Genomic DNA, 17,182 nt, shown 5'->3' with positions numbered 1-17,182 from the left:
TACTCCTTATGCGCTCAGCAACTGCTTCATGTCTTCTTCAACGGTGGTCACGGAACGCAGACCAAATTTCTCGTTGAGAACTGCCAGCAGGTCCGGAGTGAAGAAGCCAGGTGCAGTCGGGCCGGTGACGATGTTTTTTACGCCCAGGGACAGCAGGGTCAGCAGAATCACGATTGCCTTCTGCTCAAACCAGGAGAGCACCAGAGACAGCGGCAGGTCATTCACGCCGCAGCCCAGTTTTTCCGCCAGGGTGACCGCAAGGATGATGGCTGAATAAGCATCGTTACACTGACCTGCATCCACCAGACGCGGCAGGCCTTCGATGTCGCCGAAATCCAGTTTGTTGAAACGGTATTTACCGCAGGCCAGGGTCAGGATCAGGCAGTCGTCCGGTACGCTGGTGGCGAAGTCGGTGAAGTAATTACGTTCACCGCGCGCGCCGTCGCAACCGCCGACGAGGAAGATATGACGCAGTTTTTCGCGGCTCACCAGGTCAATCAGCGTATCAGCAGCGCCCAGCAGAGTTTGACGGCCGAAACCGACGGTAATCAGGTGCGGAATTTCGCTGTACGGGAAGCCCGCCATCTGCTGCGCCTGGGTGATAACCGGCGCGAAGTCATCGCCTTCCAGGTGGCTTACGTCCGGCCAGCCGACGATGCTGCGGGTCCAGATACGGTCATCGTACGCGCCAACGGTTGGGTCGATGATGCAGTTAGAGGTCATCACGATAGGGCCCGGGAAGCGAGCGAATTCTACCTGCTGGTTCTGCCAGCCGCTGCCGTAGTTACCGATCAGATGTTTGAATTTACGCAGTTCTGGGTAACCGTGCGCTGGCAGCATTTCACCGTGGGTGTAGACGTTAACGCCGGTGCCTTCGGTTTGTACCAACAGGTTGTACAAGTCTTTCAGGTCGTGACCAGAGATCAGGATGCATTTACCTTCGGTCGCTTTGACGTTGACCTGAGTTGGTGTCGGGTGGCCGTATTTGGTGGTTTCACCCGCGTCCAGAATGCTCATCACTTTGAAGTTCATCTGGCCGATTTCCATTGAGCACTCCAGCAGAGCGTTCATATCGGAAGGCCAGGTGCCCAGCCACGCCATAATCTTGTGGTACTGGGCGTAGATATCGTTGTCGTACTGCCCGAGAACGTGCGCGTGCTCCATGTAAGCTGCCGCGCCTTTCAGACCGTACAGGCACAGCAGGCGCAGGCCGAGAATGTTTTCGCCAATCGCCGCCTTGTCTTTATTTGGGGTAAATTCTGCCGCCTGACGCTGCAGGTCGCCCAGATCGTCGCTGACCAGCTGCAGGTCGGCCATTGGGTTGGTGACCACGGCGTTGGCATCAATGTTCAGACACTGAGCTTTAAGCGCGTCGCGCATGGCAATAGCTTCACGAGCGTAACCAACGATACGCGGGGAGTCGAAGTTAACGTTGGTCAGCGTGGAGAAGAAGGCACGCGGCGCAAAGTTATCAATTTCATGGTCGATGATGCCGTATTCACGAGCTTTAACCGCCCATGCGGACAGGCCTTGCAGAGAAGCAATCAGCAGATCCTGCAGATCGGACGTTTCGGCTGTTTTCCCGCACATACCCTGCGCGTAAGAGCAGCCGTTCCCTGCCGGGGTACGGATGGTTTGTTCACATTGCACACAAAACATGGTCACACCTTTTTTAAAGTTATATTTAATATACATGTTTAAGGTTATGCCCGAGCGAGCGTAGAGAAAAGGTATTTCTGATACAACTTACAGGGATATTGATTTAGCGCAAAATTGGCGGTAGAGACCTACCGCCAGAGGAGTATTAAGCGGAGAACAATGCCATCAAAATTGGCACCAGCAGGCTGAGGATAAAGCCGTGAACAATCGCAGCCGGGACGATTTCCACGCCGCCGGAACGCTGTAATACCGGCAACGTAAAGTCCATTGACGTCGCGCCGCACAGACCTAATGCTGTTGAACGACTACGGCGAACGAGGCCGGGAATAAGCATAATGGCCAGCAGCTCTCGGGCGAGATCGTTAAAGAATGCGGCGCTGCCAATTACCGGCCCGTAGGATTCGGTCAGCAGGATCCCGGAGAGGGAATACCAGCCGAATCCGGAAGCCATTGCCAGACCAGTTTTCAGCGGCAGGTCGAGAATAAAGGCGTTGATGACGCCGCCCAATAATGAGCTGACCATCACCACTACCGCGACAATCATGCCGCGACGATTAAGCACAATTTGCCGCAGCGTCATTCCATTATTTCGTAGCTGAATGCCGATGAGGAATAAAAGGAAGATCAGCGTATATTCGCTGGCCTCGGTGGCGTGTTGTAAAAAAGACAGGCCGCTCAGACCAACGAGGAAACCAACCAGCACAACGCCGCACAGTTGAAGGGATTCCAGAGCCATGGCGATACGCGAGGGTAATTTTTCCTGGCGATGCTTATTTTGCCACGGCATTTTCTGCTCCAGCCACATCAGGGCTGCAATATTGCACAGCATAATAATGACCACGCTGACCGCTGCATAATGCAGGATCGCCAGCAGGTTGCTGGCCAGATTATCGAGAAAGGCGAGGCTAATCCCCATGAAAAAGAGGATAACGTAGACAATCCAGCTCAGAAGTCGTGTGATAAGTTTAAGGGCGGACGGCTGATGGAGAGGAATAAGGTAGCCTACGACCAACGGCAGTAGAATGATGAGTAATCCCGAAAACATGAACGACATGGTCCTTGCAGAATGAAAATAGCGTCACTGACACTACCCAAATCCCCGGACTGAGTAAAGTAGTCGAAAGAAAGAAAGGCCCGACAATGCCGGGCCTGGGGGGAAATTAATTGCGTTTTTCCAGCAGGGTGCGATAGAGCACGCCGCCGAGGATGCCGCCAATAATCGGCATGACCCAGAATAACCACAGCTGCTGCAATGCCCAACCGCCCTGGAAAATAGCTACCGCGGTGCTACGCGCCGGGTTAACGGAGGTATTGGTAACTGGAATACTGATCAGGTGAATTAAGGTCAGCGCCAGACCAATAGCGATAGGGGCAAATCCAGCCGGTGCATTTTTATCTGTCGCACCGTGAATAACCAGCAGGAAACCGCAGGTCAGGACAATCTCAATAACAATGGCGGAAAGCATAGAGAAACCGCCTGGAGAATGTTCGCCATAACCGTTAGACGCGAATCCGCTGGCGGCGGCGTCAAAGCCGGCTTTACCGCTGGCGACAACATACAGAATAGCGGCGGCGATAATACCGCCGACAACCTGGGCGATAATATAACCAATAACGTCTTTGGCCGGAAAACGACCACCGGCCCATAACCCTAAAGTCACCGCCGGGTTAAAGTGCCCGCCGGAAATATGACCGACGGCATACGCCATGGTTAATACGGTTAAACCGAAGGCCAGTGCGACACCGGCAAAACCAATTCCCAGCTCCGGGAATGCTGCAGCCAAAACAGCGCTACCGCAACCACCGAACACCAGCCAGAATGTACCAAAGCATTCTGCTGCTAATTTTCTAAACATAACCACCTCAATAAAAAACATAAACAAGCACGAACTATCGTGCCGGCCTTTATTTATCGACACAAAGAATCACGATTAAAATAAAGCGTCGCTATTCTAGGGACGATTGCCATCCGGGGACTAGTTAAATAAATTGATGTAATTTGATTTAGAACAAGGTGATGGTATTCCTTTTGCCATGGTGAATTCTTAAAAGTGTAGAGCAAAAATGATTAAAATAACGGTTTTTAATGATGAATTATTTTCTGAAATAAGTGATATCTGCAGAATCACATTCTGAATTCTTAAGCCGGGGAGATGGAGTCCCCAGACGCTCCGGGAGTGTCATGTTCCCGCTTGCCTCGCTATACTGCTGATAACTGAAGGAGAAAGTGACCACCGAGCGGAGGATATATGCATCTTGAGCGCGTCGAAATTGTCGGTTTTCGCGGTATCAATCGCTTATCGTTGATGCTTGAGCAAAACAACGTACTGATTGGCGAAAACGCATGGGGTAAATCGAGCCTGCTGGACGCTCTGACGCTGCTCTTGTCGCCGGAGTTTGATCTCTACCATTTTGTCCGCGAGGATTTTTGGTTTCCGCCCGGAGATGTTCAGGGGCGCGAGCGTCACCTGCATATCATTCTGACTTTCCGTGAAAATGAACCTGGTCGCCACCGTGTTCGGCGCTATCGCCCTCTAAGCGACTGCTGGGTACCCTGCGATGATGGCTACCAGCGGGTTTTCTATCGCCTGGAAGGGGAGCTTGCCGATGACGATAGCGTCATGACCCTGCGTAGCTTTATTAACGGCGAAGGGGAAGCGCTGGATCTGGACGATATCGATGAGCTGGCCCGTCACCTGGTACGACTGATGCCGGTGCTGCGCCTGCGTGACGCGCGTTTTATGCGGCGGATCCATAACGACACCGTACCGCATTCGCCGCAGATTGAGATTACCGCTCGCCAGCTTGATTTTCTCTCTCGTGAACTGGTTCATCATCCGCAAAATTTAACAGATGGCCAGATACGTCAGGGCCTCTCGGCGATGGTGCAGTTACTGGAACACTATTTCGCCGAGCAAAGCAGCGCGCAATCGCGTAACCGTCTGATGCGTCGCCATTCACATGATGAACAGCGCAGCTGGCGCTATCTGGATATTATTAACCGCATGATCGACAAACCTGGTGGCCGCAGCCATCGGGTGATTTTGCTGGGTTTGTTTTCTACCCTATTGCAGGCAAAAGGCACGGTAAGGCTCGATCGCGACGCGCGACCGCTGCTGTTGGTTGAGGACCCTGAAACCCGTTTACATCCCATCATGCTGTCTGTCGCCTGGCATTTGCTGAACTTGCTGCCGTTGCAGCGGATAACTACCACTAATTCCGGCGAACTGCTGTCGCTAACGCCCGTCGAGCACGTTTGTCGTCTGGTGCGCGAATCCTCTCGGGTAGCCGCCTGGCGGCTTGGCCCTGGCGGAATGAATGCCGAAGACAGTCGGCGCATCGCGTTTCATATCCGTTTTAATCGTTCCTCGTCGCTGTTTGCCCGCTGCTGGCTGCTGGTAGAAGGGGAGACGGAAACTTGGGTTATCAACGAGCTGGCCCGCCAGTGTGGTCATCACTTTGATGCGGAAGGCGTCAAGGTCATTGAGTTTGCCCAGTCGGGGTTAAAACCGCTAATCAAATTCGCCCGGCGAATGGGAATTGAGTGGCATGTATTGGTAGATGGTGATGAGGCTGGGAAGAAATATGCCGCGACGGTTCGTGGGCTGCTGAACGACGACAGGACTCTTGAGCGCGATCATTTGACGACGTTACCGGCGATGGATATGGAACATTTTATGTATCGCCAGGGGTTTGATAACGTTTATCACCGGGTGGCGCAGTTGCCGATGAATATTCCTATGAACATGCGGCGGGTGATAACCAAAGCTATTCATCGTTCGTCAAAACCAGATCTGGCGATTGAAGTGGCAATGGAGGCCGGGCGTCGCGGCGTTGATGCTATCCCTGCGCTGCTGAAAAAAATGTTTTCTCGCGTCCTATGGCTGGCGCGCGGGCGGGCAGATTAACCTGTTTTATCGGTGCCGGGCACCCGTCCGGCACTCCCTTCTTCTTATCTTTGCTTCAACTCCAGTTAAACAAAAATTAAGCACAGCTAAAAATGAGAGTTATGTTGTTTGCAGGTTTCGATAGAATCGTCGTCTGGATCTGCGGGTTAAAACATCGGGAATTTTTATGAAATTAAATGGAAAGCGCAGGAAAGTCTGGTGGCTGCTGGCGATAGTCGTGCTGGCCCTCGCCATCTGGGGATGGCGAATACTGAATGCGCCGTTGCCGCAGTATCAAACGCTGGTAGTGCGTAAAGGCGACCTGCAGCAGAGCGTACTGGCGACGGGTAAGCTGGATGCGTTACAAAAAGTGGACGTTGGCGCGCAGGTGAGCGGGCAGCTACAAACGCTGCGCGTCGAGATTGGCGATAAGGTGAAAAAAGATCAACTGCTGGGGGTTATCGACCCGGAGCAGGCGCAAAACCAGATTAAAGAAGTTGAGGCGACGCTGATGGAGCTGCGGGCGCAGCTAAATCAGGCGCGGGCTGAACGTAAGCTCTCTGAAGTCACTCTGGGCCGCCAGCAGCAGCTGGCGCAACGGCAGTTGGTTTCACGCCAGGACCTGGATACTGCGGCGACTGATTTAGCGGTAAAAGAGGCGCAAATCGGCACGATTGAAGCGCAAATTCAGCGCAATCAGGCAACGCTGGATACAGCGAAAACTAACCTCGACTACACCAAAATTCTGGCGCCCATGTCCGGGGAAGTGACGCAAATCACCACTCTACAAGGGCAGACGGTCATCGCCGCCCAGCAGGCGCCGAATATTTTGACTCTCGCAGACCTCAGCACCATGCTGGTGAAAGCGCAGGTTTCCGAAGCGGATGTGATTCATCTTAAGCCGGGACAAAAGGCCTGGTTTACCGTGCTGGGCGACCCGCTCACTCGCTATGAAGGAACGCTGAAGGATATTCTTCCGACCCCGGAAAAGGTCAATGACGCCATTTTCTATTATGCCCGTTTTGAAGTACCGAACCCGCAGGGTATTCTGCGCCTGGAGATGACCGCTCAGGTGCATATCCAGCTCTCTGAAGTGAAAAACGTGATCACGATTCCACTGAGTGCGCTAGGGGATGCCATCGGCGATAACCGCTACCACGTGCGTTTGCTGCGAAACGGTGAAGCCAAAGAGCGTGAAATCGTCATTGGCGCGCGTAATGACACCGATGTGGCGGTGGTAAAAGGGCTGGAAGAGGGCGATGAAGTGATTATCGGCGAAGGCGCGGCTGGAGCGGCGAAATGACGGCGCTGCTGGAGCTGCGTGATATCCGCCGCAGCTATCCATCCGGGGGAGGCAGCGTCGATGTGCTAAAAGGCATCACGTTGAGCATTGCCGCCGGAGAGATGGTAGCGATCGTCGGGGCATCCGGGTCTGGTAAATCCACGCTGATGAATATTCTGGGCTGTCTGGATAAGCCCACCAGCGGCACTTATCAGGTGGCGGGGACGGATGTCGCCCGCCTTAACGGCGATGAGCTGGCGCGTCTGCGGCGGGAACATTTTGGTTTTATCTTCCAGCGTTATCATCTGTTATCACATCTGACTGCGGCACAGAACGTGGAGGTTCCGGCAGTCTATGCCGGAGCGGAGCGTAAAGCGCGCCTTGCCCGGGCTCATGAGCTACTGGTGCGGCTGGGGCTTGGCGACAGGGCCGAATATCAGCCTTCGCAGCTTTCCGGTGGCCAGCAGCAGCGAGTGAGTATTGCTCGTGCCTTAATGAACGGCGGCGAAGTGATCCTGGCGGATGAACCTACTGGCGCCCTGGACAGTCGTTCAGGTGAAGAAGTCATGGGGATCCTTCACCAGCTGAAAGCGCAGGGACATACGGTGATTATCGTCACCCATGACCCGCAGGTGGCGGCGCAGGCGGAGCGGGTTATCGAAATCCACGATGGCGAAATCGTGCGTAATCCTCCCGCCCTGAGTTTCGCGCAAAGCGGCGTGCTGCGCCAGCGCACAGCGGCTGAGCCTTCGGCATGGCGTCAGTTCAGCAGCGGCTTTCGTGAGGCGCTGGTGATGGCCTGGCGGGCGATGGCGGCGAATAAAATGCGCACCCTGCTGACGATGCTCGGGATCATCATCGGCATTGCGTCAGTCGTGTCAATTGTGGTGGTGGGCGATGCGGCCAAACAGATGGTGCTGGCGGATATTCGTGCTATTGGCACCAACACTATCGATGTCTATCCCGGTAAAGATTTTGGCGACGACGACCCTCGTTATCAGCAAGCGTTGAAGTACGATGACCTGCTGGCGATTCAGAAACAGCCGTGGGTCAGTTCGGCGACGCCTGCGGTATCAAAAAGCCTACGCCTGCGGGCAAACAATATTGACGTCGCCGCCAGTGCAGAGGGCGTGGGAGCGCAGTATTTTAACGTCTACGGCATGACCTTTAGCGAAGGTAACACCTTCAATGCGCTGCAGTTAAATAGCCGCGCGCAGGTGGTGGTGCTTGATAGTAATGCGCGTCGACAGCTGTTTCCGCATAAAGCTCAGGTGGTTGGTGAAGTCATTCTGGTGGGCAATATGCCCGCGACGGTGATTGGCGTCGCAGCAGAAAAACAGTCGATGTTTGGCAGCAATAAAATTTTGCGCGTTTGGTTGCCCTATACCACAATGGCTGGCCGGGTCATGGGACAGTCCTGGCTAAACTCAATCACCGTGCGCCTGCGGGATGGTTATGACAGCACGATTGCCGAGCAGCAGCTATTGCGTTTACTGGAGCTCCGTCACGGCAAAAAAGATGTATTCACCTGGAATATGGACAACATCTTGAAAACCGCAGAACGGACCACACATACATTACAGCTGTTTCTGACGCTGGTGGCGGTGATTGCGCTGGTGGTCGGCGGGATTGGCGTGATGAACATCATGCTGGTCTCGGTGACTGAACGCACGAGAGAAATTGGCATCCGTATGGCGGTCGGGGCGCGAGCCAGCGATGTGCTGCAACAATTTTTGATTGAGGCGGTGCTGGTTTGCCTGGTCGGCGGCGCGCTGGGCGTGACGCTATCATTGCTGATAGCCTTTGTGTTGCAACTGTTTTTACCCGGCTGGGAGATTGGTTTCTCACCGCTGGCGTTATTAACCGCATTTTTATGTTCAACGCTGACCGGGGTTTTATTTGGCTGGCTACCGGCGCGCAACGCCGCGCGACTGGATCCTGTTGATGCGCTGGCCCGCGAGTAGTGATAAAAAAATGCCAGTCAGAAGGACTGGCATTTTACTGGCGGGATGTACACAATGAAGCAAAAGAGTTATGCGGCCGTTTCCGTTTCTTCTACTTCTACAGGGACAATCACGCTGGCGTGATTACCTTTTGGCCCCTGGTGAACATCGAACCGAACGGCTTGTCCGGCTTTTAGCGTTCTGTAACCATCCATCTGGATGGTGGAGTAATGGGCGAAAATGTCTTCGCCGCCGCCCTCAGGGCAAATAAAACCGAACCCTTTGGCATTGTTGAACCACTTAACAGTACCCATTTCCATACTTCGACATCCTTCGTAAATCTTATAGGTAAGATGGAATGAACCGGTAGTGGAGTGACGAGTTGTTCATTTGCTCGCCAACTCTCGCCACTACAATTTAGAGAAATCAGGAAATGCGTCAAGCAATTGACGTTGGGGGACGGTGAAAAATGCGTCAAAATTTGAAGCAGTTAACGCTATTGCCGGGGAATGTGACAGACATCGCGGATGGAAGTAATAGATGATAGTTATCTATGATCTATTGTAGATTTGTGATGTGCATAGCCTCTGGTCATCGACAGGCGGCCGCCTGTTGGCAACAGCAACCGATGATGAACACTGACGATGAGTAAGAGAGACTGGTTAGACTTCGATCAGCTAGTAGAGGACGAAGTTAAAGATGCGCTTAAACCGCCATCTATGTATAAAGTGATATTGGTCAATGATGACTACACTCCAATGGAGTTTGTTATTGACGTGTTACAAAAATTCTTTTCTTATGATGTTGAACGTGCAACGCAACTGATGCTTACAGTTCACTATCAAGGTAAAGCGATTTGCGGCGTGTTTACCGCAGAAGTCGCGGAAACCAAAGTTGCGATGGTGAGCGAATACGCGAGGGAGAACGAGCATCCGTTGTTGTGTACGCTAGAAAAAGCCTGAATTCAGGCAACGAAAATTGGGGGAGGTGCCTATGCTCAATCAAGAACTGGAACTCAGTTTAAACATGGCTTTCGCCAGAGCGCGCGAGCACCGTCATGAGTTCATGACCGTCGAGCACTTGTTGCTGGCGCTGCTTAGCAACCCTTCGGCCCGCGAAGCGCTTGAAGCGTGTTCCGTGGACCTGGTCGCGCTGCGTCAGGAACTTGAAGCCTTCATCGAACAGACCACACCCGTTCTGCCTGCAACGGAAGAAGAGCGCGATACTCAGCCGACGCTGAGCTTCCAGCGCGTGTTGCAGCGTGCCGTTTTCCATGTTCAGTCTTCTGGTCGTAGCGAAGTCACCGGCGCCAATGTGCTGGTTGCGATTTTCAGCGAACAGGAATCCCAGGCGGCATACCTGCTGCGTAAACATGAAGTCAGCCGACTTGATGTGGTGAACTTCATCTCTCACGGTACGCGTAAAGACGAGCCGAGCCAGTCTTCCGATAACAGCGGAAGCCAGCCCAGCAGCAGCGAAGAGCAAGCAGGCGGGGAGGATCGTATGGAAAACTTCACCACCAACCTCAATCAGCTTGCCCGCGTTGGCGGTATCGACCCGCTGATCGGTCGCGAGAAAGAGCTGGAACGCGCTATTCAGGTACTGTGCCGTCGTCGTAAAAACAACCCGCTGCTGGTGGGGGAATCCGGTGTCGGTAAAACCGCCATTGCTGAAGGGCTTGCCTGGCGTATCGTGCAGGGTGACGTACCGGAAGTGATGGCTGATTGCACTATCTACTCGCTGGATATCGGCTCACTGCTGGCAGGCACCAAATACCGCGGCGATTTTGAAAAACGTTTCAAAGCGCTGCTTAAACAGCTGGAACAAGATACCAGCAGCATTCTGTTCATTGATGAAATCCACACCATTATCGGTGCGGGCGCCGCTTCTGGCGGGCAGGTCGATGCCGCTAACCTGATTAAGCCGCTGCTCTCCAGCGGTAAAATTCGGGTTATGGGGTCGACGACCTACCAGGAGTTCAGCAATATCTTTGAAAAAGATCGCGCGCTGGCGCGTCGTTTCCAGAAAATTGATATAACCGAACCTTCCGTGGAAGAGACGGTGCAGATTATCAACGGCCTGAAGCCGAAGTACGAAGCGCACCACGACGTGCGTTATACCGCGAAAGCGGTGCGTGCGGCGGTCGAGCTGGCGGTGAAATATATTAACGATCGTCATCTGCCGGATAAGGCAATTGACGTGATTGACGAAGCCGGTGCGCGTGCGCGCTTAATGCCGGTCAGCAAGCGTAAAAAAACGGTCAACGTGGCGGATATCGAATCCGTGGTGGCGCGCATTGCGCGTATTCCTGAGAAGAGTGTTTCCCGCAGCGATCGCGATACGCTAAAAAACCTCAGCGATCGTCTGAAAATGCTGGTCTTTGGCCAGGATAAGGCGATTGAAGCGTTAACCGAAGCCATCAAGATGGCGCGCGCCGGACTGGGTCATGATCATAAACCTGTTGGTTCTTTCCTGTTCGCCGGGCCGACCGGGGTTGGGAAAACCGAGGTGACCGTGCAACTGGCGAAGTCGCTGGGTATTGAACTGCTGCGTTTTGATATGTCCGAATATATGGAACGTCATACCGTCAGCCGTTTAATCGGTGCGCCTCCGGGCTACGTTGGCTTCGATCAGGGCGGGCTGCTGACCGATGCGGTTATCAAACATCCGCACGCGGTGCTGCTGCTTGATGAAATCGAAAAAGCGCACCCGGACGTCTTTAACCTGCTGCTGCAGGTGATGGATAACGGAACGCTGACGGATAATAACGGTCGCAAAGCGGATTTCCGCAACGTGGTGCTGGTGATGACCACCAATGCCGGGGTGCGTGAAACCGAGCGTAAATCCATTGGCCTTATCCATCAGGACAATAGCCCGGATGCGATGGATGAGATCAAGAAGATATTTACGCCGGAGTTCCGCAACCGTCTCGACAACATTATCTGGTTCGATCATCTGTCTACGACGGTTATTCATCAGGTGGTGGATAAGTTTATCGTCGAGCTGCAGGTTCAACTGGATCAGAAAGGCGTGTCTTTGGAAGTCAGCCAGGAAGCTCGTGATTGGCTGGCAGAGAAAGGCTACGACCGGGCTATGGGCGCACGTCCGATGGCGCGGGTGATTCAGGACAATCTGAAGAAACCGCTGGCCAACGAGCTGCTGTTTGGCTCACTGGTTGACGGCGGCCAGGTGACCGTTGAGCTGGATAAAGAGAAAAACGCGTTGACCTACGAGTTCCAGAGTGCGCAGAAGCACAAACCGGAAGCGGCGCATTAACATGCTCTTGTGTTAAACACGGGAAACCGGCCTCAGGGCCGGTTGAGACTGATGATTTAGATAAGGTGCCGTATTCTTGTCGGGTGGCGGCTAGCGCCTTACCCGACCTACAAAACCACCAATATCATCAAGTTATGCACTTTCCGTAGGCCCGGTAAGGCACTAGCCGCCACCGGGCAATTCCACAAGAACGAACTTTGTCAGCAATCTGAACCGGCCGAGGGCCGGTTTTTTTACGCCTGTGCACTGGACCCTTTTTATTGGCGTTTTTTTAACTCTTTGATTTTTAAATAGAGGGGGATCATGGGGGAAAATTAGGGTTATAGAGGGGTTTGTTGATTAATTTCAGTAATAACAATATGGTAGGGCGTGGTCTGTCCAGTTCACTGCCGTGCAGGCAGCTTAGAAACCAGGCATGAAGGTATATTCATCCCCTACGGTGTTCACTGCCGTGCAGGCAGCTTAGAAAAAAAATCGGCTTTTACACTATCGGGGATTCTTGTTCACTGCCGTGCAGGCAGCTTAGAAATGATGCGGTGCTCTATGTCTGTAAAAAAAGCAGTTCACTGCCGTGCAGGCAGCTTAGAAATAATCACTCAGGCGTTTGGCCGGGCGCTGAAAGTTCACTGCCGTGCAGGCAGCTTAGAAATGGCACGGCGTACCGCCCACGAGCACGTCAGGGTTCACTGCCGTACAGGCAGCTTAGAAATTTCTGCAATAACCATGTGCCGGTTTGAGGAAGTTCACTGCCGCACAGGCAGCCATAAAAACCCAATTTCCATCCCCGAATCGGGAACTAAAAATAATAATTTATTTTCAAATTTGGGATTAATGTCAAAATATTATATCTAATATACTGTTTTTATAAACAGTCATCGACATTGAGCCACAGGACGTGACTATGACCGCGAAATATATTGCCCCCTCTGATTTAAAAACGATTCTTCATTCAAAACGCGCCAATATTTACTACCTGGAAAAATGTCGGGTGCAGGTCAATGGGGGTAGGGTGGAATATGTCACCAGCGAGGGGCGCGAATCTTATTACTGGAATATCCCGATCGCGAACACCACGGCAATTATGCTAGGGATGGGAACATCGGTAAGCCAGGCGGCAATGCTTGAATTCGCCCGCGCGGGCGTCATGGTGGGGTTTTGCGGTACGGATGGAACACCGTTATATGCGGCAAATGAAGTCGATATTGATGTTTCCTGGCTATCGCCACAAAGTGAATATCGACCAACGGAGTATTTGCAGCGCTGGGTCTCATTCTGGTTTACGGAGTCAAAGCGCTTACAGGCGGCGAAATGTTTTCAAAATATCCGTCTCGCACAAATTAAAAAACACTGGTCTGGCAACCGAATGCAGCGCGAAAAAATGTTCTCTATCGATAATGAGAGATTATTAATATTAACTGAACGTGCGCGTATCGGAATGGATGAGGCCACCGATCATACTGCGTTGATGCTGCAGGAAGCGCAACTAACAAAGGCCTTATATAAGCTCGTGAGTCAGGCCGTTGGTTATAGCGATTTTAAACGCGCAAAACGCGGTGGTGGTATTGATCTGGCGAATCGTTTCCTCGATCAGGGGAATTACCTGGCCTATGGACTTGCAGCCGTCGCCGCGTGGGTCACCGGTATCCCTCACGGTCTGGCCGTTATGCATGGCAAAACCCGGCGCGGCGGGCTGGTCTTTGATATTGCCGATTTAATAAAAGATGCGCTGGTGATGTCGCAGGCATTTATCTCCGCCATGCAGGGTGATGATGATAAGGCTTTCAGGCAGGCCTGCATTAATCATTTTCAGCAGGCAGACGCGCTTGATTTAATGATTACCGCGCTTCAGGAAACCGCGGCCGAAGTGAGCGGGAGTACAGAATGAATGTACTGATTATCTCGCAATGCACGAAGAAGGCCAGAGAAGAGAGTTGTCGTATTATCGATCAGTTTGCTGAGCGTATGGGAAGCAGCGCCTGGCAAACTGCTATCACGATGGAAGGGCTCACAACCCTTCGCAAATTGCTACGCAAAACCGCGCGACGCAATACGGCGGTTGCCTGCCACTGGATAAAAAAGAGCGGGCAGTCTGAGCTAATGTGGATCGTCGGCAATTCCCGTCGTTTTAATGCGCAGGGGAGAGTACCGACTCATCGCACCACCTCTTCGCGCTGGGTTTCTGATGAGGGCCAGCGTTGGCAATGCACCGAAAGTATCGCATTGCTGGCCGCTATTGCCGGGTTGTTTCATGATTTTGGTAAATCGGGTCGCTGTTTTCAGGAAAGCCTGACGGGTAAAAGTGCTAAAAGCTTCCAGCCTTACCGGCATGAATGGGTTTCTGTTCGTCTGTTTCAGGCATTTGTCGGCGAACAAGATGATGAGCAATGGCTGGCTAAACTTGAAACGCTTTCGCCGGATGATGACGCTGAACTACTCGCCAGGCTGCGTAAAGATAATCCGCACTTTTCCGACAGTCCTTTCCGCACGCTTCCTCCGCTGGCGAAAGTGATTGCCTGGCTGATGTTGTCCCATCATCGTCTGCCCGAAAATTTACGCAGTAAGTGCCACGAGTCGTCGGAGGATTGCGGCCGCTGGCTGGAGAACCAGCTTAACGCTGACTGGAATGCCCTGAATCATGACGGCGACGAATGGTCAGAAATCGACTTTCGTAAGGTCTGGACCTTTATGCAGGGAACGCCGTTGCAAAGTCTCACCTGGCGAGAAAAAGCCAGGCAGATTGCCCGACGCGCTAAAAATGCTGTGGCATTGCAGCACTGGGGGCAGATGGATCGGCTGTTCACGCTGCATATGGCGCGTTTTTGTCTGATGCTGGCCGATCACTTTTATTCCGCCAGCGATCCACAGCCACGATGGCAGGATCCGAAATATTGTATCTGGGCCAACAGCGATCGTAACAGCGGTGCGCTGAAACAGCGGGTGGATGAGCATCTTTGTGGTGTGGCACATCATGCGTTACTTTTGGGGCGGCAACTGATGCGCGTTCGTTCCTCACTTCCGGCCATTGCGCGGCACAAAGGCTTCCGGGAACGGGCGGCAAATCCGCTATTCCACTGGCAGAATAAAGCGTGGGACGTGGCCGTCGCGCTGCGTGAGCGGAGCCGGGAAGAAGGATTTGTTGGCGTCAATATGGCCTCTACCGGCTGCGGAAAAACGTTCGCCAATGCGCGAATTATGTATGCGCTAGCGGATGAACAGGAAGGCTGCCGCTTTACCGTCGCGCTGGGGCTGCGAACGTTGACGCTACAGACCGGAGATGCTTTGCGTAGTCGTCTGAAACTGGATGACGACGACCTGGCGGTGCTGATCGGTTCGGCGGCGGTAACGCAATTATGGCAGCAGAAGCAGCGAACGGAACCCGACCGGGGTAGCGCCTCGGCGGAAAGTTTGTCTGAGGAGCGACAGTATGTGCAGTATGCGGGCAGTACACAGCCAGGGGTTCTGGAAAAATGGCTGAGCGGCGACGATAAATTATCGGCGCTGGTCAGTGCGCCCGTGCTGGTTACCACTCTCGATCACCTGATCCCGGCGACGGAAGGCGTGCGGGGCGGAAAGCAGCTTCCCGGGATGCTGCGGTTGCTGACCAGCGATTTGGTGCTGGACGAGCCAGATGATTTTGATATTGCCGATCTTCATGCGGTCTGCCGCCTGGTGAACTGGGCCGGGATGCTGGGAAGCCGCGTGCTGCTGTTATCGGCTACGCTGCCGCCGGACCTGATCCAGGCGCTGTTTGCCGCGTATCTGGCTGGGCGAAAAATCTGGCAAGCGTCCTGCGGGATTAGCGACAGGCCCGTCAATCTCTGCTGTGCCTGGTTTGATGAGAAAAATGCGTGTGCTGAGCAGATAGCTGATGGGCGGGCTTTTAGCGAGACGCATAAAACGTTTATTGGACAACGTGCAAAGATGCTGGCGGCGAAACCGAGGCTGCATTTTGGCCGGATTGCACCTGTATGCCAGGAATCTTCTGAGGTTGCTGATGTTATTGCGAGCGTTGCACAAGCCATCCATACGCAAATGTTGAGCCTTCATCAGGCGCACAAGGAACTGCACAAAAGCGGTAAAACCGTATCGCTGGGTCTGGTGCGTCTGGCGAATATCAATCCGCTGGTGGCGGTAGCAAAAGCGCTTTTTGCGATGCCTTCCCCACAAGACGTTTGTATTCATTATTGTGTATATCACAGTCGGCATCCGCTGGCGGTCCGTTCAGCTATCGAAACGTGCCTGGACGATGCTTTTACTCGCCACCAGCCCGATTTGCTCTGGCAGCACCCGGCTGTTGAAAAAGCGCTTCGCAGCCACCCTGAAAAACATCATCTTTTCGTGGTGCTAGGGACATCCGTCATGGAGGTCGGGCGCGATTGGGACGCCAGCTGGGGCATTATTGAGCCCAGCTCGATGCGTTCCATCATTCAGTTTGCCGGTCGTGTTCAGCGCCACCGTCGCCAGGTTCCTGAGAGGGAGAATCTGGCGATCCTGAGCCACAATATTCGGACCTTACGCAATCAGTCCCCCGCCTTCTGCAAGCCGGGATTTGAAAATAAAACCCATCTGCTAATGAGCTACGATCTGCGCGAACTGCTGCCGCTGCAGGATTATCAAACGATTAACGCGCTGCCGAGAATTTTGCCTGCAAAGGGTGAAAACCAACTGGCTGGGCTGGAACATAAACGGCTAAAGAATGAATTACTGAGCAGCAAAAGTCGGCAGGTGATTGCAGCAAGCTGGTGGCGTGAGCCTGTGACCTGGAGCGGCTGGATGCAGCGCAAAACGCCGTTTCGTCAGTCGCAGCCGGACGCCCCATTTTTCCTTTATATGGATGATGAGGAGAGTGAGCCCTGCTTTGCTTATTTCGCTGAAGACGGCAGCGTCAAAGCCTCTGATAAATTTGTATTTCAGGCCCAGGAATATGCCGACGGCGTAGCCTGCTGGGGGAGCGTGGATTACAGAGAGGTGATGCTGGCGCTGGCAGAAGCGCAGGACGTTGAAATTGACCGCGTGGGAGCCATGTTTGGCGAGATTCGGGTACCAGTGAGTCATGAGGAGGACGCTATCAGCGACTGGAATTATCACCCGTGGCTGGGTGTTTACAGGGATATACATTAACGATGTCAGGAGCA

11 protein-coding genes and 1 CRISPR repeat array are annotated in these 17,182 nt (G+C 53.3%); of the genes, 7 read left to right on the top strand and 4 right to left on the bottom strand.

Annotated features, from left to right (window positions below; genetic code table 11):
- Positions 1-6 precede the first annotated feature (6 nt).
- The 3 genes from hcp to aqpZ all read right to left on the bottom strand — a co-directional run bounded on the left by hcp (position 7) and on the right by aqpZ (position 3,515).
- Positions 7-1,659 (bottom strand): hydroxylamine reductase, encoded by a 1,653-nt coding sequence (gene hcp, locus AC07P6_RS20415; protein WP_142512443.1) that lies wholly within the window; start codon positions 1,657-1,659, stop codon positions 7-9.
- 145 nt (positions 1,660-1,804) lie between these two features.
- Positions 1,805-2,704 (bottom strand): LysO family transporter, encoded by a 900-nt coding sequence (locus AC07P6_RS20410; protein ID WP_182237567.1) that lies wholly within the window; start codon positions 2,702-2,704, stop codon positions 1,805-1,807.
- Positions 2,705-2,819: 115 nt separating this feature from the next.
- Positions 2,820-3,515 carry an aquaporin Z gene (gene aqpZ, locus AC07P6_RS20405; protein WP_181482857.1) on the bottom strand — a complete coding sequence of 232 codons (696 nt, stop codon included), beginning with the start codon at positions 3,513-3,515 and terminating at the stop codon, positions 2,820-2,822.
- A 393-nt stretch (positions 3,516-3,908) separates the two neighbouring features.
- Between aqpZ and AC07P6_RS20400 the strand changes: the two genes are divergently transcribed.
- From AC07P6_RS20400 to macB, 3 genes are all read left to right on the top strand, one after another.
- The gene (locus tag AC07P6_RS20400) at positions 3,909-5,567 is read left to right on the top strand and encodes an ATP-dependent endonuclease (protein ID WP_478314420.1); all 1,659 of its coding nucleotides are present in this window, start codon (positions 3,909-3,911) and stop codon (positions 5,565-5,567) included.
- Positions 5,568-5,733: 166 nt separating this feature from the next.
- The gene (macA, locus tag AC07P6_RS20395; protein WP_434659532.1) at positions 5,734-6,849 is read left to right on the top strand and encodes a macrolide transporter subunit MacA; all 1,116 of its coding nucleotides are present in this window, start codon (positions 5,734-5,736) and stop codon (positions 6,847-6,849) included.
- Entirely contained in the window at positions 6,846-8,792 is a 1,947-nt protein-coding gene (gene macB, locus AC07P6_RS20390; protein ID WP_478314418.1) for a macrolide ABC transporter ATP-binding protein/permease MacB, read from the top strand. Before macA ends, macB begins: the two co-directional genes overlap by 4 nt.
- Before the next feature lie 68 nt (positions 8,793-8,860).
- Here the strand turns inward: macB and cspD are convergent, their stop codons facing one another.
- A complete protein-coding gene (gene cspD, locus AC07P6_RS20385; RefSeq protein ID WP_110275216.1) occupies positions 8,861-9,091 on the bottom strand; it encodes a cold shock-like protein CspD in 231 nt (76 codons plus the stop codon).
- Between the two features lie 324 nt (positions 9,092-9,415).
- On the opposite strand from cspD, the gene clpS reads away from it, so the two are divergent.
- The 4 genes from clpS to cas3f all read left to right on the top strand — a co-directional run bounded on the left by clpS (position 9,416) and on the right by cas3f (position 17,168).
- Positions 9,416-9,733 carry an ATP-dependent Clp protease adapter ClpS gene (gene clpS / locus AC07P6_RS20380; protein ID WP_112214662.1) on the top strand — a complete coding sequence of 106 codons (318 nt, stop codon included), beginning with the start codon at positions 9,416-9,418 and terminating at the stop codon, positions 9,731-9,733.
- 31 nt (positions 9,734-9,764) lie between these two features.
- Complete coding sequence (gene clpA, locus AC07P6_RS20375) at positions 9,765-12,047, top strand: ATP-dependent Clp protease ATP-binding subunit ClpA (RefSeq protein WP_181482853.1); 2,283 nt, start codon at positions 9,765-9,767, stop codon at positions 12,045-12,047.
- Positions 12,048-12,428: 381 nt separating this feature from the next.
- Positions 12,429-12,756: direct repeats of the CRISPR family, unit length 28 nt; unit sequence GTTCACTGCCGTGCAGGCAGCTTAGAAA.
- Between the two features lie 192 nt (positions 12,757-12,948).
- Positions 12,949-13,932: a type I-F CRISPR-associated endonuclease Cas1f gene (gene cas1f, locus AC07P6_RS20370; protein ID WP_478314416.1), complete on the top strand. Its 984-nt coding sequence runs from the start codon at positions 12,949-12,951 to the stop codon at positions 13,930-13,932.
- Positions 13,929-17,168 carry a type I-F CRISPR-associated helicase Cas3f gene (gene cas3f / locus AC07P6_RS20365; protein ID WP_478314414.1) on the top strand — a complete coding sequence of 1,080 codons (3,240 nt, stop codon included), beginning with the start codon at positions 13,929-13,931 and terminating at the stop codon, positions 17,166-17,168. Before cas1f ends, cas3f begins: the two co-directional genes overlap by 4 nt.
- Positions 17,169-17,182: the final 14 nt, after the last annotated feature.

The organism is Klebsiella sp. GFKo11 (genome assembly GCF_056490265.1).
This window is presented reverse-complemented; position numbering and strand designations above follow the sequence as displayed.